The 22509-nt window shown below is 51.7% G+C and carries 25 protein-coding genes; 16 read left to right on the top strand and 9 right to left on the bottom strand.

What is annotated here, in order from left to right:
- Positions 1-12: 12 nt before the first annotated feature.
- From Q4A85_RS00560 to Q4A85_RS00550, 3 genes are all read right to left on the bottom strand, one after another.
- Positions 13-603 carry a plasmid pRiA4b ORF-3 family protein gene (locus tag Q4A85_RS00560; protein ID WP_303107008.1) on the bottom strand — a complete coding sequence of 197 codons (591 nt, stop codon included), beginning with the start codon at positions 601-603 and terminating at the stop codon, positions 13-15.
- A 119-nt stretch (positions 604-722) separates the two neighbouring features.
- Entirely contained in the window at positions 723-2603 is a 1881-nt protein-coding gene (locus tag Q4A85_RS00555; RefSeq protein WP_303107007.1) for a PglL family O-oligosaccharyltransferase, read from the bottom strand.
- 17 nt (positions 2604-2620) lie between these two features.
- The gene (locus tag Q4A85_RS00550) at positions 2621-3103 is read right to left on the bottom strand and encodes a DUF2069 domain-containing protein (protein ID WP_368500158.1); all 483 of its coding nucleotides are present in this window, start codon (positions 3101-3103) and stop codon (positions 2621-2623) included.
- A gap of 201 nt (positions 3104-3304) precedes the next feature.
- Between Q4A85_RS00550 and cysK the strand changes: the two genes are divergently transcribed.
- From cysK to Q4A85_RS00505, 9 genes are all read left to right on the top strand, one after another.
- Positions 3305-4237: a cysteine synthase A gene (gene cysK / locus Q4A85_RS00545; RefSeq protein ID WP_303107006.1), complete on the top strand. Its 933-nt coding sequence runs from the start codon at positions 3305-3307 to the stop codon at positions 4235-4237.
- Between the two features lie 178 nt (positions 4238-4415).
- Positions 4416-4541 (top strand): hypothetical protein, encoded by a 126-nt coding sequence (locus tag Q4A85_RS00540; protein ID WP_303107004.1) that lies wholly within the window; start codon positions 4416-4418, stop codon positions 4539-4541.
- Between the two features lie 264 nt (positions 4542-4805).
- Positions 4806-5270: a hypothetical protein gene (locus Q4A85_RS00535; protein WP_303107002.1), complete on the top strand. Its 465-nt coding sequence runs from the start codon at positions 4806-4808 to the stop codon at positions 5268-5270.
- Between the two features lie 175 nt (positions 5271-5445).
- The gene (gene greA / locus Q4A85_RS00530; protein WP_303107001.1) at positions 5446-5922 is read left to right on the top strand and encodes a transcription elongation factor GreA; all 477 of its coding nucleotides are present in this window, start codon (positions 5446-5448) and stop codon (positions 5920-5922) included.
- 134 nt (positions 5923-6056) lie between these two features.
- Complete coding sequence (locus tag Q4A85_RS00525) at positions 6057-7475, top strand: ATP-binding protein (protein WP_303107102.1); 1419 nt, start codon at positions 6057-6059, stop codon at positions 7473-7475.
- Positions 7462-7587 carry a hypothetical protein gene (locus tag Q4A85_RS00520; RefSeq protein ID WP_303107000.1) on the top strand — a complete coding sequence of 42 codons (126 nt, stop codon included), beginning with the start codon at positions 7462-7464 and terminating at the stop codon, positions 7585-7587. The genes Q4A85_RS00525 and Q4A85_RS00520 overlap by 14 nt, the downstream gene beginning before the upstream one ends.
- 240 nt (positions 7588-7827) lie before the next feature.
- Complete coding sequence (yaaA, locus tag Q4A85_RS00515; RefSeq protein WP_303106999.1) at positions 7828-8610, top strand: peroxide stress protein YaaA; 783 nt, start codon at positions 7828-7830, stop codon at positions 8608-8610.
- 332 nt (positions 8611-8942) lie between these two features.
- Positions 8943-10163, top strand: coding sequence for an NAD(P)/FAD-dependent oxidoreductase (locus Q4A85_RS00510; RefSeq protein ID WP_303106997.1), 1221 nt, complete (start codon positions 8943-8945; stop codon positions 10161-10163).
- On the top strand, positions 10163-10345 hold the full coding sequence (locus Q4A85_RS00505; RefSeq protein WP_303106996.1) for a hypothetical protein: 183 nt from the start codon (positions 10163-10165) through the stop codon (positions 10343-10345). The genes Q4A85_RS00510 and Q4A85_RS00505 overlap by 1 nt, the downstream gene beginning before the upstream one ends.
- A 206-nt stretch (positions 10346-10551) precedes the next feature.
- Here the strand turns inward: Q4A85_RS00505 and Q4A85_RS00500 are convergent, their stop codons facing one another.
- Both Q4A85_RS00500 and Q4A85_RS00495 read right to left on the bottom strand, forming a co-directional pair.
- Positions 10552-11088: a TIGR00645 family protein gene (locus Q4A85_RS00500; RefSeq protein WP_303106995.1), complete on the bottom strand. Its 537-nt coding sequence runs from the start codon at positions 11086-11088 to the stop codon at positions 10552-10554.
- Between the two features lie 128 nt (positions 11089-11216).
- On the bottom strand, positions 11217-12359 hold the full coding sequence (locus tag Q4A85_RS00495; RefSeq protein ID WP_303106994.1) for an extracellular solute-binding protein: 1143 nt from the start codon (positions 12357-12359) through the stop codon (positions 11217-11219).
- A 174-nt stretch (positions 12360-12533) separates the two neighbouring features.
- On the opposite strand from Q4A85_RS00495, the gene minC reads away from it, so the two are divergent.
- The 4 genes from minC to Q4A85_RS00475 all read left to right on the top strand — a co-directional run bounded on the left by minC (position 12534) and on the right by Q4A85_RS00475 (position 15815).
- Positions 12534-13457 (top strand): septum site-determining protein MinC, encoded by a 924-nt coding sequence (minC, locus tag Q4A85_RS00490; protein WP_303106993.1) that lies wholly within the window; start codon positions 12534-12536, stop codon positions 13455-13457.
- A 325-nt stretch (positions 13458-13782) separates the two neighbouring features.
- The gene (gene minD / locus Q4A85_RS00485; protein ID WP_303106992.1) at positions 13783-14595 is read left to right on the top strand and encodes a septum site-determining protein MinD; all 813 of its coding nucleotides are present in this window, start codon (positions 13783-13785) and stop codon (positions 14593-14595) included.
- 3 nt (positions 14596-14598) lie between these two features.
- Positions 14599-14901: a cell division topological specificity factor MinE gene (minE, locus tag Q4A85_RS00480; protein WP_303106990.1), complete on the top strand. Its 303-nt coding sequence runs from the start codon at positions 14599-14601 to the stop codon at positions 14899-14901.
- Positions 14898-15815, top strand: a complete 918-nt coding sequence (locus Q4A85_RS00475) for a hydrogen peroxide-inducible genes activator (protein WP_303106988.1) — start codon at positions 14898-14900, stop codon at positions 15813-15815. Before minE ends, Q4A85_RS00475 begins: the two co-directional genes overlap by 4 nt.
- A 467-nt stretch (positions 15816-16282) precedes the next feature.
- Here the strand turns inward: Q4A85_RS00475 and trpA are convergent, their stop codons facing one another.
- The 4 genes from trpA to Q4A85_RS00455 form a co-directional block, all read right to left on the bottom strand.
- The gene (gene trpA, locus Q4A85_RS00470; protein ID WP_303106986.1) at positions 16283-17065 is read right to left on the bottom strand and encodes a tryptophan synthase subunit alpha; all 783 of its coding nucleotides are present in this window, start codon (positions 17063-17065) and stop codon (positions 16283-16285) included.
- Positions 17066-17213: 148 nt separating this feature from the next.
- The gene (gene pyk, locus Q4A85_RS00465) at positions 17214-18686 is read right to left on the bottom strand and encodes a pyruvate kinase (protein ID WP_303106985.1); all 1473 of its coding nucleotides are present in this window, start codon (positions 18684-18686) and stop codon (positions 17214-17216) included.
- 298 nt (positions 18687-18984) lie between these two features.
- The gene (gene dtd, locus Q4A85_RS00460; protein WP_303106984.1) at positions 18985-19422 is read right to left on the bottom strand and encodes a D-aminoacyl-tRNA deacylase; all 438 of its coding nucleotides are present in this window, start codon (positions 19420-19422) and stop codon (positions 18985-18987) included.
- 235 nt (positions 19423-19657) lie between these two features.
- The gene (locus tag Q4A85_RS00455) at positions 19658-20407 is read right to left on the bottom strand and encodes a glutathione peroxidase (RefSeq protein ID WP_303106983.1); all 750 of its coding nucleotides are present in this window, start codon (positions 20405-20407) and stop codon (positions 19658-19660) included.
- Between the two features lie 373 nt (positions 20408-20780).
- Between Q4A85_RS00455 and Q4A85_RS00450 the strand changes: the two genes are divergently transcribed.
- The 3 genes from Q4A85_RS00450 to Q4A85_RS00440 all read left to right on the top strand — a co-directional run bounded on the left by Q4A85_RS00450 (position 20781) and on the right by Q4A85_RS00440 (position 22499).
- Positions 20781-21518, top strand: coding sequence for a methionine ABC transporter ATP-binding protein (locus tag Q4A85_RS00450; RefSeq protein ID WP_303106982.1), 738 nt, complete (start codon positions 20781-20783; stop codon positions 21516-21518).
- 118 nt (positions 21519-21636) lie between these two features.
- Complete coding sequence (locus Q4A85_RS00445) at positions 21637-22188, top strand: hypothetical protein (RefSeq protein WP_303106981.1); 552 nt, start codon at positions 21637-21639, stop codon at positions 22186-22188.
- Between the two features lie 29 nt (positions 22189-22217).
- A complete protein-coding gene (locus Q4A85_RS00440; protein WP_303106979.1) occupies positions 22218-22499 on the top strand; it encodes a hypothetical protein in 282 nt (93 codons plus the stop codon).
- Positions 22500-22509 lie beyond the last annotated feature (10 nt).

Genomic DNA, 22509 nt, shown 5'->3' with positions numbered 1-22509 from the left:
GTTGGGCAGCAGTTAAAGTTTTACTTTTTTCGGGTCAAAGGCGGTGGGGTCGTATTTTAAAATCCGCTTGGTGTAATACTCAGTGAGCTCGGCTAATGCTTCTTTATAGTCGGAATTATCGCGGTTGGACAATATTTCTAGGATGTGGGCATAGCCATACACGCCGCCGCAATTTTCAAATGCGGCTTGGTTTGCGCCATCAATACAACAAGGCAGGCGCGTTTTGGGTGGCTTAACCATCAGGGCTTCGCAATAGATTTCGTGCTCCCAATTGCCGCCAAAATCGTAAACATAAAACAGGCTTTCGCCCACTTTTAACACTTCGCTTAATGGCGGGGCGGGTGGGTATTCGCCGTTGTCATCGGGTTCAACAATTAGCCCATCTTCATCCTTGGGGGGATATATGGCATATCCCCAAGGAGCGTTTTGGCAGAATTGGAATAAATGTTCGTGATTCCATTCAAAAGCGTTTTGGATAACGTAGTGCAAATCTTGCAAATCAAAATGGGCGGGCACTAATAGTCTGCGCCAAATATCAGGCTGCGAATCCATTAAACGGATATGCAGTTGATACACCAAGGCTGCAGGCTTTCTTTTTGCCATGATGGTTTCCTTAAAAACGGGGGTGGAAATAATGATTATCCCAAATTTATTTGTGATTTTGATGAATTAAGGGGATTGAAAATCTTAGAACCTGTATTCACTATTCTCATAGGCATCTTTTATGCCCTAAAAGCGCGGCTACCGCGCATCGCTCGCATATTGTGCAACACATCTTCAATCTCGGGCTTGGCTGGCTTGGCTTGGGCGCAAATGGGGATTTGCTCTACGCTGGCGTAGTAGGCGCGGCATTGGGCGGTGAAATCGGCTTGCAGCTGCGGGTAATACGGGCTTTCCATAATCGGGCTGGAATAGGCGGAGAATTTGGTGGGGTAGTAGTGATACATCAGCATCATCCAATCGCGGGCAGCCTGAATGTTGCCTGCGCGGTAGGCGGCGAAGGCGTAGCGTTGGGCGTTGGCATAGGGTCGGTATTGCAGCGATTGGGCGGCTTCTGCTGCCCATTGCGGCACGGTTGCGCTGCTGGGGTCAAAATGGCTGATGAGCTGAAAATGGGCGTAGTAGCGCAGCATGGCGTTGTGGCGGGCGATGCGTTGCAAGCCTGCGATGTTTTTGGCTTGCTGCACGGCATCATTGCTGCCATCGGAGAATTGGCGCAAATCTTGATACACGGTTGCCATGTACACAATGCCTGCGCTCAATAGCACGGTTGCCGAGGCGGTGGCGGCGTAGATGATTTTCAGGCTGCCTAATGCAGGCTGGGCGGATGCTTTGGCGGATGCAGGCGCAAAGCCGAGAAACAGGGCGAAAATGCTGAGCAAATAGATGTACCAAAGCGGATATTCCAGCGTGCTGTGCACCAATGAAACAGCGATAAGCGCAAGCATAAACACGCCTGCGGGCGCGTTTTGCCGTTGAAAACAGCCGCGAATCGCCCAAACCATGCCCAATAAAACCAAGGCTGTGCCTACGATGCCCATTTCGGCAAGCAGGTTGAGAAAAGAATTGTGGCTATGGGTAAACAGCACATCGGTTTCGTAGGGGCGGAAGGTGGTGGGGTAAACATTGGTTAAGAAGCCATACAGCGGATAGCTGCCCCAGCCATAGCCAAACCACGGCGCAGATAGGAAGATTTGCCACGCTTTTTGCCATTCGTAGCCGCGCCCCGAGCCTGCGATTTGCGAGCCGCTGCTGATGCGGTCTGCTGCGCTGGTAATTGTGCCTTCGCGGAATAAATCCAACACAGGCTCAACGGCAAATTGCCCCAGCAGCACCAGCGCCGCCGCCAAGCCCAAGCCCCACACCGTGCGCGTGCTTAGGCAGCCTGAAAACAGGCGATACAGCGGCAACAACATCAGCATCGCCAGCACATAGCCAAAAATCGTGCGCGAGCCTGTTAAGCCCATGGTCGCCGCCACAAACAGCATCAACGGCACAGCAACAAACCACGCCAAACGCCGTTGCGCCCAAAGCCAACCCGCCGCCAGAACGCCCCACATCAAATAATGGGCAAAATGATTGCGCTGGGCAAGCTGCCCTTCCACAATGCCCTTGCGATACATCAGCACGCCGTGAAACTTGCCCGCCAAATCCGCATATTGCAGCCAGCCCACCGCCGCTTGCAGCACCGCGCCGAGCAGCAGCACCCCCGCCAAAATAGACACCGCCCGCTCCGTGCCCAAACGCACCATCCAGCCGCGACACGCCCAGCACAGCAACGCCAGTATGGCAAACGTCCACGCCGCCATGTCGCTCATGCCAACATAAGCAAGCTGCATGATGCGTGCTTGCGCCGCCCAAAACACCGCCAATGCCATAAAATAATACGATGCAGCGGGCGGGCGGGCTTTCAGGCAGCCTGAAAACAAAGTCAAAGCCAGCAAAGCCAAACAGCCCAGCAGCGACCCCGCTTCCAAAAAAAAGCTGGGCAACGGCCCAACACGCATAATGGAAAACGGCACCGCCACCACAATCAAAAACAAGCCCAGCCACAGCGGCAGCGTTTCGCGGGCAAACAAAGCATTGCGTTGAGACACATCCATGCGCCTAATCCTTCTTTTTAATTTTTAAACTGTTTTAAATACAACAAACAACACACAAAAAACACCACCGAAAGCGCGGTTTCCACACCCGCCAGCGCACGGCTTAACGGCGTGGGGTCAAACCAACGCATCACGCTCTCGCAAAAATACGCCAAAATCAGCATAGAACCATATTGATAGGTGTACACCCGCCCGCGCAAAATCCCGCGCAACGGCAGCAGCAGGGGCAACAGCTTAATCAGCAGCAACGCCCGCCCCGTGTGCAACGGCGCAAACGCCCAATCCCACAGCAGCGTGAGCGCAATCAACGCGCACCAAGCGGCTTGCGCAGACCAAAGAGAATAGAGCGGGCGATTGTTCATAACGAGACCTTGTTGCGGCAGCCTGAAACGAAATAATTGGATGAAATCGTTTTCAGGCTGCCTTGTGTGAAATAATGCGAGCGAATATCGGCAGGCAATAATAGTAGGCAGCCTGAAAAGCATACAGCAATCGTGCAAACCATTTTCAGGCTGCCTAAATCAGCCAAACAAATGCCGGATTTGAGAACCCGACCGCCGACCGAATAATATAGCCAAAAAAAGCGCAGTATTATATCGCCCAGTTATAAAACAAAGTAACAGAAATTCTTTTATTTTCCCCCTATTCCCCCGTAACATAGCCCAATCGCAATTTTGCAAAACCAACCAAAGGACGCAATCATGGCCATCGCAGCAAACATCAACGCCCTAATCGGCAACACGCCGCTTGTTCAGCTTAACCACCTAACGCAAGGCTTGCCTGCCCGCGTGGCGGTGAAGCTGGAATTTTTTAACCCCGCAGGCAGCGTGAAAGACCGCATCGCCATTGCAATGGTGGAAAACGCCGAGAAAACAGGCAAAATCAAAGCAGGCAGCACCATCGTGGAAGCCACATCAGGCAACACAGGCATTGGCTTGGCGATGGTGTGCGCCGCCAAAGGCTACAAACTCGTCATCATCATGCCCGAAAGCATGAGCAAAGAGCGCAGAATGCTGCTGCGGGCTTACGGCGCGGAACTCATCCTAACCCCCGCCGCCGAAGGCATGAGCGGCGCAATCGCCAAAGCCGAAGAATTGGTGAAAAACAACCCCGACACCCACTTCATGCCCCGCCAGTTTGACAACCCCGCCAACCCCGAAATCCACCGCCAAACCACCGCCGAAGAAATCTGGCGCGACACCGATGGCAAAGTGGACATCTTCCTAGCAGGCGTGGGCACAGGCGGCACGCTCACAGGCGTGGGCGAAGTGTTGAAAGCGCGCAATCCCAACGTGCAAATCTACGCCGTAGAACCCGCCAATTCGCCCGTGTTAAGCGGCGGCGAAAAAGGCGCGCATGTGATTCAAGGCTTGGGCGCAGGCTTTGTGCCCAGCATTTTGAACACCCAAATCTATGGCAACGTGCTGACCGTAACCAACGAAGACGCGCTCGCCACCGCCCGCGCCCTTGCCGAAAAAGAAGGCATCTTGGCAGGCATTTCATCAGGCGCAGCCGCATGGGCAGCGTTGGAATTGGCGAAAAAACCCGAAAACGCAGGCAAATTGATTGTTACCGTGTTGCCTGATTTTGGCGAACGCTATCTTTCTACCGCACTTTATGCCGATTTGGCGTAATGCGCTTTATCCATAAATGGTTTATCTATAAATGGTTTATCCATAAATAGCCAAGTTCAAAGGCAGCCTGAAAACGTGCTTTACTGGTTTCAGGCTGCCTTTGGGTTGTGCAATGGGGCAAGGCGATTTAACCTGTCATAATCTTTTCAAACTGAAATCTTGGCAAAACCAGCAAGCGATGGAACGTCGGCGGCTCGCCGACATCTTGCCAACCAGTAAAATTCCATTAAACATTTGGGCGACGAGCCGTCGCCGCTCCAATTTTAGAACCTGTATTCACTATTTCCATAGGCAGATTTTATGAAATAAAAGCGCGGATACAAGGCAAAAAGCACAGCAAGGTTGGACACCTTGCGAGCATTTTTAACGCAGTAGCCACGTTTTTAGGGCATAAAAGATGTCTATGGAAATAGTGAATACAGGTTCTTAGGTTTCAGGCTGCCTATATTGCCCCCGCCAAAGGCAGCCTGAAAGCTGTTTAGCCATGCAACATCGCCCGCAAAACTTTGCGCCATTGCAAAAATAGGTTAATATTCCACGCCAACAAAACTTAACTCGGAGCATCGCCATGATAAAAAAAGCCTTCGCATTAAGCCTACTCGCCATCGCGTTAAGCGCGTGCCAAAGCGGATTTAACAGCGTGAGCACGCCATCCAACAGCGTTTCTTCCGCAGGCTTCAAGCTCAAATCCAGTCATTATTCCGATGTAGCAAAAATCCGCGCCGAAGCCAATCGCCTTGGCTCACAAGTGCGCGAAGGCAAGCTCACCAAAGTGCAAGCCGCGCAGCATTTAAACCGCTTCCGCCTAGATTTGGTGGGGCATAATAATGTGGACGACAGCGTGTATGAAGTGTATCTGCGCTCCGCTGTGGACAACCAACGCGGCAGCATCACCGCGCAGCAGCAACGCGCCTATGTGGAAAACGCGCTCAAAGGCTGGCAACAACGTTGGTCGTCCATGCACGAAAAACCCAACAACCCTGCGTTCACCAACTTCCTGTTGGAATTTATGGATATGAAACCATTGCAATAAATCGCGCATTTGGTACAATGCGCCCCACAGATTTACCCCGCAAGCCGCATTATCCAAATGTGGCTTGCCTTTTTATTTATTAGCAAAATTTTATTAACAAAATACGTTTTCAGGCTGCCTTATCGCGTTCCCCAAGGCAGCCTGAAAAGCAAAAATCTCATCGGAGTAGCCCAATATGCAAAAAATCCCTTTAACCGTTGCAGGCGCAGAAAAGCTCAAAGCTGAATTACAACAGCTCAAAAGCGTTGCCCGCCCCGAAGTCATTGCCGCCATCGCTGAGGCGCGCTCGCACGGCGATTTGTCCGAAAACGCCGAATACGAAGCCGCCAAAGACCGCCAAGGCTTTATTGAAGGGCGCATCGCCGAGCTAGAAAGCAAGCTGTCGCACGCGCAAATCATTGACCCCACCGAAATCCACGCCGAAGGCAAAATCGTGTTTGGCGCAACCGTAACCGTGTCCGATTTAGAAACGGACGAAGAAGCCACTTATCAAATCGTGGGCGACGATGAAGCCGACATCAAAACAGGCAAAATTTCGGTGAACTCGCCCATCGCCCGCGCCATGATTGGCAAGGAAGAAGGCGACGTTGCCGAAGTGCAAGCCCCCAGCGGCGTGCGCGAGTATGATATTTTGACGGTGCAATATATTTAGAACCGTCCATTGTCCAACTCAAAAGCAGCCTGAAAATGGTTATCCGCTCAGCCCTTGTTTGCCCGCAAGGGCTTTTGGCATTTTCAGGCTGCCTATATAATTCCGCCCATAAACCAATCAGCCCAACCATCGCCATGAAACTCTTTCAACGCATTTTCGCCACCTTTTGCATGGTCATCATTTGCGGCATTTTTGTTGCCAGCTTTGCCTTTTGGGTCATCCAAAATCGCCTGTCCGAAACCCACAGCCAGCAAGCCCGCAACATGGAAACCGCTTTGCTCGCCAACGCGCTGGTAACCTTTCAAACCCAAGGCACGCAAGCCACGCGCGAGCTGTTGCAACGCTGGCAAATGCCTGCCGCACAAAATATCTACATCATCACAGGCAGCACGGGGGCAGACATTCTCAATCGCACCATCCCCGCCGATGAAATCACCCACGCCTACGATTTTGCCATCAAAAACCCATCATCCAATCAATCGCTTATTTATCTTGACCCCTACGGCGAAGAATACCTATTTTTCATTCGCAATTTTGACAAACCGCGCATAGAACGCCTGCCCACCTTTATGATTCCGGGTTTGCCCATCGCCCCCGTGTGGCATGAATTTATCGTGTTTGGCGGCGTGCTGGTTGTCGGCTTGCTGCTGGCGTATATCCTTGCCAGCAATATTTCCAAGCCCATTCGCATTTTGGAGCACGGTATGAACCGCTTGGCTGCGGGCGAATTGGATGCCCGCGTGTCGCAACAGCTTGATGACCGCAAAGACGAGCTTTCCAACTTGGGCATTCAATTTGACAAAATGGCGGCGCAGTTGCAACAACTCGTTGCCAAAGAACGCCATCTGCTGCACCACGTTTCCCACGAAATGCGCTCGCCACTTGCCCGTATGCAAGCGATTGTGGGGCTGATTCAAGCTCGCCCCGAAAAGCAAGTCGAATACATCACGCGGTTGGAAAACGAGCTCACCCGCATGGACGACCTTGTGGGCGAGTTGCTCACGCTCTCGCGGCTGGAAACCGCCAACATCCCAATGGAAAAAGAACCGTTGGCAATTGTTCCATTTATTCAACAGCTTATTGAAGACAGCCAAGACGTTGCCGCGCAAAACAACGACACCCTGTTGCTGGATACAGGCAGCCTGAAAGACACCACTAAGCTAGAAGCCAACGAAAGCTATCTGTATCGCGCGTTTGATAACGTTATCCGCAATGCCATGAAATACAGCCCGCAAGGCAGCACCATCCGCGTTATCCTGCACGAAGACCGCCGCAATATTCACATCGTGATTATTGACAACGGACCGGGCATCAAACCCGAACAGTTGCCGCACATCTTTACTGCGTTTTACCGCGCCGACAGCAGCAACAACACATCGGGCACAGGCTTGGGGCTGGCGATTACCAAACACATCGCCGAGCAACACCACGGCAAACTCATCGCCGAAAACGTGCAGCCCAACGGCTTGAAAATACACTTTATCCTGCCCAAGCTCGCCAAACAAAAAACGCATAAAAAAGACCACTCCGACCACGCTGATGGCGAGCATTAGGCAGCCTGAAACCAAAAATGGAATGGTGGCGGCTTGTCGCCAATGCTCCATTGATTACAGGTTTTATAAAGATTTCAGACTGAAACCTGTGCAAACCCTAGCAGCAGCCTGAAAAATAAGAAATGCCGTCATTCCCGCGTAGGCGGGAATCTTGTCTGATATTCGGAAATGTATGTAAAAACAATATATTGTGTGAGTTCAACCAAGATTCCCGCCTACGCGGGAATGACGGAGAATTGACCATTTTTGTTTTATTTTAGGTTTTACAAAGATTTCAGGCTGCCTATCACACCAAGTAAGGCAGCCTGAAACGCCCATCAAACAATAACCCACAAATCCCGAAAGGAACACCATGTACTTCCTGCTTTCCCCCGCCAAAAATCTCAACGAAAGCCACGAGTTCACCCCTAAATTCTATTCCACCCCGCCGCTGCTCAACCACGCCCAAGAACTGATGCACACCCTGCGCCAACTCGCCCCGCAAGAAATTGCCACGCTGATGCACGTTTCCGACAAAATCGCCCTGCTCAACGCCGAGCGCAACCAAAACTGGCAACCCCCTTTCACCCCCGACAACGCCAAACTCGCGCTGTATCTGTTCAACGGCGACGTGTATGACGGCATTGCCCCGCGCAGCCTAGCCGAAGAACACATCAGCTACATCCACAACCACGTGCGCATCCTATCGGGGCTATACGGCATCCTGCGCCCGCTGGATTTAATGCAACCCTATCGCCTAGAAATGGGCACCGCCCTAGCCAACCCACGCGGCAAAAATCTCTACGAATTTTGGGGCGACATCATCACCGAGCGGCTCAACAACACGCTGCAATGCGCCGAAGACAACATCGTCATCAACCTAGCATCGCAAGAATACTTCAAAGCCATCCACCCCAAAAAACTCAACGCCCGCATCATCACCCCCATTTTTCAAGACGAAAAAGACGGCAAATACAAAATTATCAGCTTCTACGCCAAACGCGCACGCGGCTTAATGGTGCGCTACGCCGCGCAAAACGCCATTGAAAACTCCGAACAGCTCAAAAATTTTGACCTAGACGGCTACCAATACCACGCCGCCGCTTCCAACGACCACGAATGGGTGTTTCAACGCCGCGCGCAGGATAGGGTGTAGGCAGCCTGAAAACCACATTAGCTATAAACACACCAACAACCCAAGGCAGCCTGAAAACAAGCGAAGCCCCAACCCTGCGCTTTATAGTGAAACAAATCAAGTAATCAGCGAGTAGAGTGTGTGAGCTTGCTCGCGCACCGTTTAGCATGGCTTAAATGGTGAGTGGCAAAGCCACACACTCTACTCGTGTTATTTTCAGGCTGCCTACTGTTGCGCCCATCACTCAATCCCCCACAGCCGCAGCCCAATAGGCAGCCTGAAAACGTTAATCAATGCTAAAATTCGTTAATCCCCCCAATCCCTAAAATCGCCCCAAAAAAGGCAACGAAATCATGGCAAAACAATACGATGTCGTCATCATCGGCGCAGGGCCGGCAGGCTCAATCGCCGCCTTATTGCTGCGGCAACAAGGATTCAGCGTCTGCGTCATAGAAAAACAACACTTCCCCCGCTATGTGGTCGGCGAAAGCCTATTGCCGCTGGGCATGGACGTGTTGGAAGAAGCAGGCGTGCTGCACGTCATAGAAAACGAACCCTTCCAGCTCAAAAACGGCATCGCCTTCACCTATCAAAACCACTACACCGCCTTTGATTTTCGCCACAAACACGGCAAAGGCAAAAACTTCGCCCTGCAAGTGGACCGCGCCCGTTTTGACCACATCCTTATCCTGCAAGCCCAGCAACACGGCGCAGACGTTCACTTCGGCGAAGCCGTCATCAGCATGAACAACAGCACCGAGCCCATCCAACTCAAAATCCAACAAAACAGCGGCATCCAATACGACCTGCACGCCCGCTTCGTGTTTGATGCCAGTGGCTACTTCCGCGCCGTGCCCCGCCTGCTCGGCTGGGAAATCACCCAAGGCATCACCCAACACAACGTCTATCACACCCAAATCAACGACTGCATAACCCACCCCAAATTTGACCGCAACAAAAACCTTATCGCCGTCCACCCCCAACACCGCGATATATGGATGTGGTTGATTCCACTAGACAACCAACGCAGCTCCGTAGGGCTAGTGGGGCAAGCCCAATACTTCAAACGCGCCGAAGACGAAGCAGGCAAACTGCTGGGCGCATCCGAATTGCTGAAAAAATATTTCAGCGAAGTCCCCTTGTTTCAAAAAATCATGCCCCAAGCCAACTGGGACAACGGCTTCCCCTATCACTACATCCCATCCTATTCCGCAGGCGTAAAAGACAACCACGGCAACGGCTTCGCCCTGATCGGCAACGCAGCAGGCTTTCTAGATCCCGTGTTCTCATCAGGCATCAGCAGCGCGATGTATTCCGCCAAACTCGCCGTAGAAGCGCTCACCCGCCAATTTGACGGCGAAAAAGTAGATTGGCAAAGCGACTACGCCAGCCGCCAAGCCTACGGCGCACAAGTATTCAAAACCAGCATAGACAACTGGTACAACGGCTCGCTGCAAGACTGGGTGTTCAACCCATCGCACAGCCCCGAATCGCGCGAAATGCTCTGCGCCGTGCTCGCAGGCTACGCATGGGACAGCAGCAACCCCTATGTGCGCGATGCGCAAATCGCCTAGTGCCAAGCATAAAAGGCAGCCTGAAAGTATCGTTTCCACTTTCAGGCTGCCTTTATCTATTTTTCCCAGAGCAGGCGTTTCGCCGCCTACCACGAGCAGGGGCAAGCCCCTGCACCCCACCGCAACCCAACCATCCGCAGTCCCATTCAGCCATCATAAAAGGCAGCCTGAAACCTTTGTAAAGCCTAAAATAAAACAAGAAACAGTAAATTCTCCGTCATTCCCGCGTAGGTGGGAATCTTGGTTAAACTTAAACAACGGTTTGTTTTTACAATTATTTCTGAATATCAAACAAGATTCCCGCCTACGCGGGAATGACGGCATTTCTTGTGTTTCAGGCTGCTGTTAGAGTTTTGCAAAGGTTTCAGGCTGCCTATACACACCCCAATCAATGCGCCTGATGCGACGTACCATACACAATTTTATCCGTCCACGCCATCGCAATCGCCGACAGCAAAAACGCCAAATGCAGCAGCAACTGCCACATCATCTGATTTTCAGACAGCCGCCCCGCGTTGATAAATGTTTGCAGCAAATGAATCGACGAAATGCTGATAATCGCCATCGACAGCTTCACTTTCAACACCGAAGCATTCACATGGTTCAGCCATTCAGGCTGGTCGGGGTGGTCGTCCACATTCAAGCGCGACACGAACGTCTCGTAGCCGCCAATCAGCACCATCACCAGCAAATTGGCAATCATCACCACATCAATCAAATTCAACACCGCCAGCATCATGGTGGATTCGTCCATGGTGTTTAGATGGGTGATTAAGCCCCAAAGCAGCTTGATAAATTTATACGAATAAATCGCCTGCACCACAATCAAGCCCAAATAAATAGGCAGTTGCAGCCAACGGCTTGCGAAAATCAACGCAGCAAGCAAATTGCGGCGGGGCGGTTGGGTAGAGATGGATGTGTTCATATTTTTGTTTACAAGGTTAAGAGTAAATGAAGATAGGTTTTCAGGCTGCCGTAAACACATATTAGGCAGCCTGAAAACCCATATTCCCGTTTTCAGGCTGCCTATACAGTTGCCAAGATAGAACAACGTTATTTGCTCATTTTCAATTTTTGCCACAGCGCGGTGGTTTGTTTTTTCGCTTCGTCCGACATTTGCGGCATCACAAAACCATCAGCCATATCTTGCGCGGTGGGGAAAATGGAGCGGGTTTCCACCAATTTTTTGTCCATTTTTTCACGCGCAGGCAAGCTGGCGGGGGCAAAGGTTACCGCGTGTCCGTTTTTCGCCGCCACTTCGGGGTCTAGCGTGTAGTTGATGTATTTATGCGCGTTGACAACGTTTTTCGCATCTTTGGGGATGACCCAAGATTCCACCCAAAAGCCCATGCCTTTTGGGGTGAGCACTTCAATGCCCACGTTGTTTTTCACTTCTTCGCTGCGGGCTTTGGCAAGGTTCAAATCGCCACCGTTGCCAGCCACCAAGCAAATATCGCCGCGCGCTAATTCGTCAATATACGATGCGCTAAACCGTTTCACATCGGGGCGAATGGCTTGCAACACGGCGGCTGCGGCTTCAATATCGGCGGGGTTGGTGCCTTTGGGGTCTTTGCCCAAATAATTCAACACGATGGGGAACATTTCGCTGGGTGTGTCCCACAGCGCGATGCCGCAAGATTTGAGTTTATGCGTGTATTCGGGTTTAAACATCAAATCCCAGCCGTTTTCGGGCAATTTGCCGCCGAGCAATTCTTTGCCTTTGGCGGTAATCGCCAAGGTGTTTACGCCTGAAAAATAGGGAACGGCGTATTCGTTACCAGGGTCGGCTTGCTCCAAGAGTTTCAGCAAGGCAGGGTCAATGTTTTTGTAGTTGGGGATAAGCGATTTGTCAATTTTCTGATAAGCACCCGCTTTGATTTGGCGGGGCAAGAATGCGATACCGGGCACGCCTAAATCGTAGCCAGATTTGCCTGTGAGCATTTTGGCTTCAAGGGTTTCGTTGTTTTCGTATAGGTCGTAGGTTAAATCTAGGTTGTTGGCTTTTTTGAAATCTTCAACGGTGGATTCGTCCACATAGTTTGACCAGTTGTAGATATTAAGCGCGTTGGTTTCTCCTGCGCTGGCTGTTGGGGCTGCGCCCGATGCGTTGGTGTTTTGCGCTGGGGCGTTGTTGTTTTCGCCGCCGCAGGCTGCCAAGGCGAACAATAGCACGGTGCTTAACAGGGTTTTTTTCATTATCTTATCTTCTCGTTAAAAGTGGTTAAAAAAGGAAGCGGCATTGTAAAGGCATTGTTTTTAAAATTCAATCGGTTTTGATTTGGGTGATGGTGTTTCAGGCTGTCTATTGGTTGTGTAATATTGTCTAACGCGGTAAACTTGCGAACTTAATTGAATAAAACAATCAAAACCATGAAATCAGCCTTTGATTTGAAATCCGCTCGCTTGGAAGCCTTGACGCTGCGTTTGTTTACGGCAGATTTGGCGGCGATGACCGCGCTGCTGGACGAAAAAGCCGCGCAGTATGCCAAGTTTGCCAATATGCCGTTTATTTTGGATGCCACGCGGATAAATCGGGCGGATGAGCTGGATTTTGCGGCGTTGGTGGCGGCGTTTGCGGCGCGTGATATGCGCGTGGTGGCGTTGAAGCATGGCAAGAAAGATTGGTCGGAAGCGGCAAAGGCAGCGGGTTTGCTGTGGCTGGATAGCGGCAAGAAAACCCATCGGCAGCCTGAAAAGGATGCGGACGCGCTTGCTGATGCGGCTGCCAATCAGGTAAACAAGGCTGATGATGCGGCGGCGGAACAATCGGAAAACGAAACGACAGACCCAAGGCAGCCTGAAAATAATCAGCAGCCTGAAAACGCAGACCATGCTGACCAAGCCGAACCCATCGCAGAACACAGCGAACACACGACAGAACCCGCTGCCGAACCATCCGAACCACCAGCCGCAGAAGCCAGCCCAAGGCAGCCTGAAACCATACAAACCGCGCGTAAAACCGTAGTCGTTACATCGCCCGTGCGCACGGGGCAGCAGGTGTATGCCGAGCAGGCGGATTTGGTGGTGCTGGGTATGGTAAGCGAAGGCGCGGAGATTATCGCCGATGGCAATATCCATGTGTACGCGCCGATGCGCGGGCGTGCGCTGGCGGGCGAATCGGGCGATACAACGGCGCGGATTTTCTTGCAATCCATGCAGGCGGAATTGGTGTCCATCGCGGGGATTTACCGCGTGTTTGAACAGGATTTGCCACCGTCTTTGCACAAAAAGGCGGTGCAGATCGAATTGCAAGACGATGAGCGTTTAGCGATTTTGGCGATTAACGCGAATTAAAAATACACAAGCAGCCTGAAAGTGGGATGGGCGATAGTTTTCAGGCTGCCTTAAATTGAAAAATTGGGTGGTATCCTAAATAAGGATGCTGACTTAATTATTGTTAAGGCAAACAGTATTGATTAAAAACTCTGCAATCTGTTCCTTCCCCCGCTAGCGGGGAAGGTTAGGATGGAGGGTGGTAGGTGGATTAAACAGCCACCCCTGTGCAACATACTTTTTTAGAACACCATCAGAAATTGTTTTTCAGGCTGCCTAAAAGCCCCCCTTTTCAGGCTGCCTATCCTTTTCCCATTCACCATTTAATCTGAAAGAGAGTATTCAAGTGGCAAAAATTATTGTGGTTACATCAGGCAAAGGCGGCGTGGGCAAAACCACCACATCCGCCAGCATCGCAACAGGTTTGGCGTTGCAAGGACACAAAACCTGTGTGATTGATTTTGACGTAGGTCTGCGCAATCTGGATTTGATTATGGGCTGCGAACGCCGCGTGGTGTACGACCTGATTAACGTGATTCAAGGTGAAGCAACCGCCATCCAAGCCCTGATTAAAGACAAGCATTGCGAAAACCTGTTCATTCTGCCCGCTTCGCAAACCCGCGATAAAGACGCGCTCACCAAAGAAGGCGTGGGCAAAGTGTTGAAAGAATTGGTTACCAATTTGAACTTTGAATTTGTGGTGTGCGATTCGCCCGCAGGCATTGAAACAGGCGCGTTGATGGCGTTGTATTTTGCCGATGAAGCGATTATCACCACCAACCCCGAAGTATCTTCCGTGCGCGATTCCGACCGCATTTTGGGTATTTTGCAAAGCAAATCGCGCAAAGCCGAGCGCGGCGAAGCGGTGAAAGAGCATTTGCTGATTACGCGCTATTCGCCCGAGCGTGTGGAAAAAGGCGAGATGCTGTCGGTGCAAGATATTCAGGATATTTTGCGCATTCCGTTGATTGGCGTGATTCCCGAATCGCAAAATGTGTTGCAAGCGTCTAACGCGGGCGAGCCTGTTATCCATCAAAACGATGCGATTGCGGCGCAGGCGTATCAAGATGTGGTGGCGCGTTTGCTGGGCGAAAACCGCGAAATCCGTTTCTTGGAAGCCGAGAAAAAAGGCTTCTTCCAGAAAATTTTTGGGAGATAAGCCATGTCGTTGATAGACCGTTTGTTTGGCAGAAAACCGCAAAGCGCGGCGGTGGCGCGCGACCGTTTGCAAATCATCATCACGCAAGAGCGTGCCAACCGCGAGACCGCCAGAACGCCTGATTATTTGCCCACGCTGCAAAAAGAATTGATGGAAGTGTTGTCTAAATATGTGAAGATTAAATTGGACGACATCAACATCACGCGCGAAGAGCAAGACGGCGTGGAAATGTTGGCGTTAAACATCACGCTGCCCGAAACCAAGCCCGAAGATGGGCAGCCTGAAAAACAAAAGGACAAAGCATGACTTTAACCGAGCTACGCTACATTGTTGCCGTGGCGCAGGAAAAGCATTTTGGACGCGCCGCGCAACGTTGCCATGTGAGCCAACCCACGCTTTCCATCGCCATCAAAAAGCTGGAAGAAGAGCTGGGCTTGTCGCTGTTTGACCGCAGCAGCAACGAAGTGATGGCCACCAATTCAGGCGCGCGCATTGTGACGCAGGCGCGGCGCGTGCTGGATGAAGCGGAAGTGATTCGCTATTTGGCAAACGAAGAGCAAAGCCAGTTGGAAGGCAATTTTAAGCTGGGTTTGATTTTTACCGTTGCGCCGTATTTGCTGCCCAAGCTGATTTTATCCATGCGCCAAGTTGCGCCCAAAATGCCGCTGATGCTGGAAGAGAACTACACCGCCGCGCTCACCGAAATGCTCAAACGCGCCGATGTGGATGCGATTGTAGTCGCCGAGCCGTACGCGGAAACAGGCGTGGAAACGATTCCGCTGTATGACGAGCCGTTTTTTGTGATTGTGCCCAAGGGGCATCGCTTTGAAGAGCTGGACGCGGTTTCCACCAAAGACATCACCGAAGAAAATGTGTTGCTGCTCACCGAAGGCAACTGCATGCGCGACCAAGTGTTAGGTTCGTGCAGCGAATTGGCGGCAAAACAGCGCGTGGCGGGCTTGGCGAACACGCTGCAAGGCAGCTCGCTGAATACGATTCGCCACATGGTTGCCAGCGGCTTGGGCATCAGCGTGTTGCCTTCCACCGCGCTCACGGACAACGACCATTTGCTGTTTTCCATTGTGCCGTTTGAATCGCCCGCGCCCAGCCGCCGCATTGTGCTGGCGTATCGGCGCAACTTTGTGCGCCCGCAGGCGTTGGCGGCGATTGCCGAAGCGGTGAAGTTGGCGCAGCTGACGGGGGTTTCGTTTGTAGATTGATGTTGCGGCTTGATGCTTGCGAACAGAAATAGGCAGCCTGAAAACGATTTTTAAGATGCTGTTTTAGCTTCGCTGAAACTCGCTTCGCTCGTTTTCAGGCTGCCTTTGCGTTGGTTTTGCCGCGCGTTATTAGGCTGAAGCCTTTGCGAAACCCCCAATGACAGCCTGAAACCTAAAATGGAGCGGCGACGGCTCGTTGCCAACATTTATTAAACAGCGCATTATGATTTGCCAAGATGTCGGCGAGCCGCCGACGCTCCATCGGTTACAGGTTTTGCAAAGGTTTCAGGCTTTGCCAAGCGATGCGTGAACACGTTTACACACTTCGCACCATCTGGCGACGACAAGCCATCGCCGTTCTGCAAAATTGCGCGATAAAGGCAGCCTGAAAAACGATTTAACTCGGTTTCAGGCTGCCTTGGCGTAGTGTAGATAAATGTCGTGCAGATAAATGTTGTGCAGACGATTTAAATCGCGGCTTTGAGTTCACGCACCAACGCGCCCACCGCTTGCGCTTCGTTGCCCTGATGCGTTTCCACTTCTTTTACGATGCGGCTGCCCACAATCACGGCATCGGCAACGGCGGCGATTTTGGCGGCACTTTCGGCATCGCTGATGCCAAAGCCCACGCCAATCGGCAGCTTGATGTGTTGGCGCAGCACGGCGATTTTGGCGGCGACTTCGTTTGTATCAAGCTGCGCCGAGCCTGTTACGCCTTTGAGCGAAACGTAGTACACAAAGCCGCTGGCGTGCTGGGCGATGGCTTGCATCCGCGCTTCGCTGGTGGTGGGGGCAACCAGAAAAATGTTGTCTATATCGCGCTGCGCAAGGGCGGTTTGGAGCGGGGCAATGGTTTCAATGGGGTCGTCCACCGTGAGCACGCCGTCCACGCCCGCTTCGGCAGCGGCTTGGGCAAAGGCTTCGTAGCCCATTGTGTGTACGGGGTTTAAGTAGCCCATCAGCACAATGGGCGTGTGCGCGTTGCTTTGGCGAAATTGTTTGACCACCGCCAGCACATCGCGCAGGGAAACGTGTTGCGCTAGGGCACGTTCTACTGCGCGTTGGATGGTGGGGCCGTCTGCCATTGGGTCGGAAAAGGGGATGCCCAGCTCTATGATGTCTGCGCCGTTGGCTGCCATGCTGTGCATCATGGCGAGTGTGGTGGCGAGATTGGGGTCGCCTGCGGTGATGTAGGCAATCAGGGCTTTTTGGCTGCCCAGTTGGGCGAAAGTGGAAGCGATGCGGCTCATGGTGGGGCTTTCTGTGGATGTGAATAGGGAAGGGGGATTATAGCAGCCTGAAAACGAGTTAACGTGTTTTCAGGCTGCCTTGATGTGCGCTTGGCAAGGTCATAACAAAGGCAGCCTAATAGGTTTCAGGCTGCCTTTTATCGCTGCGTTAGTGCACCACCCGCACTTCCAGTGAATTGGTGCTGCCCGTTTCGCGCATCCGCCGCCCGCTGGTAATCACATATTGCTCGCCCACTTGGAACACACCGCGTTCAAGCAGCAGGGCTTCCACTTCGGCAAACGCGGTTTCGTGGTCTTTGCTGGTGGTCAAATTGAGCGGACGCACGCCGCGATACATCGCCATGCGCCGTTGCGCTTTTTCGCTGGGCGTGAGCGCGTAAATCGGAATCAAAATGCCATAACGGCTCACATGAAACGCAGACGAACCGCTTTCGGTGAGCGCAACAATCGCCTTGGCGTGCACCTGTTTGGCAACATAAACCGCCGCGCTGGCGACCGCGTGGGTGATTTCGCCTGTTTCGGTAACGGCACTTTCGTCCACGCCCACCAGCGTGTCTTGCTCTTTCTCCGCCGCCGCGCAAATCAACGCCATTTGGCGCACGGTTTCAAAAGGATACGCGCCCACAGCCGTTTCCGCCGAGCACATCACCGCATCTGTGCCGTCCAACACCGCGTTCGCCACATCGCTCACTTCGGCGCGGGTGGGCACAGGGTTGGTAATCATCGATTCCATCATTTGCGTTGCCGTGATGCTGAAACGGCGCAATTCGCGCGCGCGTTTAATCATGCGTTTTTGCAGCGCAGGCACAGCAGCGTTACCCACTTCCACCGCCAAATCGCCCCGCGCCACCATAATGCCGTCTGATGCCAAAATAATTTCGTCCAAATTTTCAATCGCTTCAATGCGCTCAATTTTGGATACCAAGCCTGGTTGAATCGGCAAGCCCAATTTTTCGCACTCTTCGGCAACCGCGCGGCGGGCAATGTGCATATCTTCGCCGTTTTTCACAAAGCTCACCGCCAAATAATCGCAGCCAATCTTCACCGCCGTTTTCAAATCGCGGAAATCTTTTTCGGTGAACGCGCCCGCGCTCAAACCGCCGCCTTGCTTGTTGATGCCCTTGTTGGATTTGAGCGTGTGGCTGTTGTTGCAGATGGTGTGGATTTCGCTGCCGACAACTTTTTCCACGGTAACGGTGAGCAAACCATCGTCCAGCAGCAGCACATCGCCTGTTTTCACATCGTTGGGCAGCTCGCGGTAATCCAAGCCCACGCGCTCGCGGCTGCCTTCGCCTTCCAACGCCGCGTCAAACAGCAAGGTTTCGCCTGCTTCCACTTGAATGCTGCCGCCTGCGATTTTAGACACGCGGATTTTCGGCCCTTGCAAATCCGCCATAATCGCCACTTCCAAGCCCGCCTGCCGCGCTGCTTCGCGCACAATGCGGGCGTTTTCTTCGTGAAACTCGGGCGTGCCGTGGCTAAAATTAAAGCGCACCACGTGCACGCCGCCGATGCTAATCATATCGCGCAACAAATCCACATTGTTGCTACCCGGTCCCAGCGTTGCCACGATTTTGGTGTTGTGGCGAATGCGCGTTAAATCTCGTTTGATGGCTGGCATAATCCATTCCTTGTATTGCTTGAAAAACGGCGATTATACCGTGTTTCCAGCGGGGCTTTTTGCTTTTAGCGGCGTTTTTGAAAGAAGATTACAGCGTGGTTTCAGGCTGCCTTTGGGGGTGGGTGGATAAGGCAGCCTGAAAAGCATTTTGTTGTGATGGCAGCAATGGATGCAAACCAATTTGAGCGTGATAACAACGTTTCAGGCTGCCTATGGATAATCACCAAGGCAGCCTGCGTAGCGAAGCTAAAACAGCATAACAGCAGCAAACAAACCCATACGCCACTTGCCGCCCTGTTTACGACACTTGCAACCAAAACGTAACAGGTCCATCGTTCACCAGCGACACATGCATATCCGCCGCAAACATACCCGTTTGCGTGGCAATGCGCGCGGCAGATTGGGCGCAAAAGTAGTCATACAATTCCTGCGCTGCATCGGGTTTCGCCGCGCCGGCAAAATCGGGGCGCAAGCCCTTTTGCGTGTGCGCGGCAAGCGTGAACTGCGACACAATCAAAAGCTGCCCGCCTGCTTGTTGCACATTTAAATTCATGCGCTGCGCTTCATCGGCAAACACGCGGTAAGACAGCACTTTGTGCAGCAGTTTATCGGCTATGGCTGGCGTGTCGCCGTGTTGAACGCCCAGCAGCACCAGCAAGCCGTGGTCAATTTTGCCAACGGTTTCGCCTGCAACGGCAACGCTGGCTTGGGTAACTCTTTGGATTAAGGCAATCATGGAATAGCTCGTTAAAAGGTTTTCAGGCTGTCTATTATAGCGGAAATGATAAGGCAGCCTGAAACAGAGTAACGCGGTTTCAGGCTGCCTAAACACAAAAAAGGTTGTTCGGGCAGCTTAACTCAAACAATTAAGCTGCCCGAACAACCTAACGGAGAGATTTGCTCGGGGGGCACGCCAGAAAAGGAGGAGAAAACTGTCGTGCCGCTTGAAAGTTAGAACCTATAAAGCCAGATTATTTAGCCAAATACGCTTCCAAATCGTCGCAGCCTCCGATGTATTTGCCGCCGATAAACACTTGCGGCGCAGTCGCTTTGCCGGTAATCGCGCGCACGGAAGTGATGGAAGCATCACGGCCCAACACGATTTCTTCAAACGCATAGCCTTTTTCTTTCAGCAAGGCTTTGGCTTTGGCGCAGAATGGGCAGCCCGGTTTGGTAATGATGGAAACAGACTCGTGCGGTTCCCATTTAGGGTCAATGTATTTCAGCATGGTGTCGGCATCGGACACTTCAAACGGGTCGCCGTCTTTAACGGGCTCAATAAACATTTTTTCAATTTTGCCGTCTTTCACCAGCATAGAATAACGCCAAGAGCGGTCGCCAAAGCCCAGTTGCTCTTTGCTCACCAGCATGCCCATGCCTTTGGTGAACTCGCCGTTGCCATCGGGCACAACGGTGATATTTTCCGCTTCTTGGTCGGCCAACCAAGCGTTCATCACAAACGTATCATTCACAGAAATGCACACAATGCTGTCCACGCCGCGTTTTTTGAACTCGGCAGCCAATTCGTTGTAACGTGGCAAGTGAGTGGAAGAGCAAGTGGGCGTAAACGCACCGGGCAAGGAGAACACGGCAACGGTTTTTCCTTTGAACAAGTCATCGGTAGAAACATCCACCCAAGCATCGTCTTGGCGAGTGTGGAATACAACAGATGGGACGTTTTTGCCTTTTAGTTCGGCAGCAGTTTTGATTTGCACAGACATTTCAAACTCCAATTAAGGTTTGGTTGATAAATTTGATTTATTGACGCGACGAATTATATATTTTTTTTTGAAGACGGCGCAATTTATAATCGCAATAACGAAAATTACGCCACGCTATATTTGGCTGGGCTTTACAAACGCTTTTCAGGCTGCATCCCAGCGATACCAATTAGGCAGCCTGAAAAGCATAACTGATAGCAACAAAAATGCTTTGACACTATCCGCAATAATCGTTACATTCCTTAACCTTAATTTGATACGCCAAACACCGATTTGACACAGCTTGCGGGTGCAAACAGCTAAACGTGTAAACTCTTCCACGCCCGTTGTACCGTTTGTGTGCAACGGGCTTTGATTTCTGAAAGACAACCAAATGATTACGCTGGACAACGTTTCCAAAAAATACCAAACGCGCGATAAAGGCTGGTTCACCGCCGTTGAACCCACCAGCCTACACATCAATCAAGGCGAAATTTTTGGACTGATGGGCTACTCGGGCGCGGGCAAATCCACGCTGTTGCGCCTGATTAACCTGCTGGAACGCCCCGATACAGGAAAAGTGTTGATTGATAACCAAGATTTAACCGCCATGAGCGAAGCGCAACTGCGCCAAGCGCGGCAAAACATCGGCATGGTGTTCCAGCAATTTAACCTGTTGAGCAACCGCACCGTTGCCGAAAACGTGGCGTTTCCGCTGGAAATTGCAGGCTGGGACGCGGCAAAAATCACCCAGCGCGTGCAAGAATGCTTGGAAATTGTGGATTTAACCGCACGCGCCCAGCATTATCCCGCCCAGCTTTCTGGCGGACAAAAACAGCGCGTGGGCATTGCGCGTGCGCTTGCGCCCAACCCGAAAGTGATTTTGGCAGACGAACCCACTTCCGCGCTTGACCCGATTACCACCCGCAGCGTGCTGGGCTGCCTGCAAGACATCAACACGCGCTTTCAAGTAACCATTGTTATCGTTACCCACGAGATGAGCGTGATTCGCAAGCTGTGCCACCGCACCGCGCTGCTGCATCTGGGCAAGCTGTTGGAAGTGGCGGATGTGCGAGACGGCGTGATTTTGGCGCAGTCGGAAATTGGACGCGAATTGTTGCGCGATGATTAGGGTGGTATGCCTGCTGTGGTTTCAGGCTGCCTTGGGTGGCATACATAAGGCAGCCTGAAAACTATATTGAGGCATGAATATCCACCCCAGCAACCGTTTACCTTTTTCAGGCTGCCTTATGAAACCCACTTATTTCACTATTGCCCTGCAAGCCCTAACCGAACTTAATCGCCCAGCCACTGCATCCGAGATTTGGCAATACATTGAGCAAAACCAGCTTTACCAACAGCTTCCGTTTTACGACGCACAACAAGGCGTGTCGTCATTAGGCAAAACACCGTGGAGCACGGTAGGTGCGCTTTTATATGAACGTGCAAAAAAAGCGGATAGCCCAATTACAACACAAGGCCATCGCCCCAAATATTTCGTGCTAAAAGCCACGGCGCAACCTGTTATTGCCCCCAGTATTTCCGCCCCCAGCGTTACTACGCCCCAAACCCATTTTCACGAACTCGATTTGCATCCCTTGTTGTGCAAATTTTTATACAGCAGCCCCACCTTTTCTGCGCTGTCTTACACCATTTTTCACGAACGCAGTAAGAAAAACCAAAAAGGCGCAGACGCATGGTTGCATCCCGATATGGTTGCTGTGAATTTTGAATATACTGATTTTGAAAACGAAGCCCTGCTCAATTTCATCAAAAAATTTGACCGCTTGCCATTAAAGTAAAGTTATTTTCGTTTGAACTGAAAATTCGTTTGGATTTTGGCAACTGTAAAGAATGCTTTTTCCAAGCCGTCAGCAATTCAAGCTGGGCAAATGAAGGCTATTTGGTGGCATTAGACATGGCACAAGATGAAGGCTTTGTGGATGCGCTGCAAAAGTTAAGCCAAAGTTTCGGCATTGGCATCATCCATTTAGACGCGCAAAACATTGCCCAAAGCCAAATTCTATCGCCCGCGCAGTTCAAAGAAAAAATAGACACTACACCACGGCTTACGAATTGGCTGAGAAAAATAGCGATTTTGCAAAATTCTTGAAAAACATCGT

Origin of the sequence: Kingella sp. (in: b-proteobacteria), from assembly GCF_030527935.1 — a bacterium.
GTDB lineage: Bacteria > Pseudomonadota > Gammaproteobacteria > Burkholderiales > Neisseriaceae > Kingella_B.
This window is presented reverse-complemented; position numbering and strand designations above follow the sequence as displayed.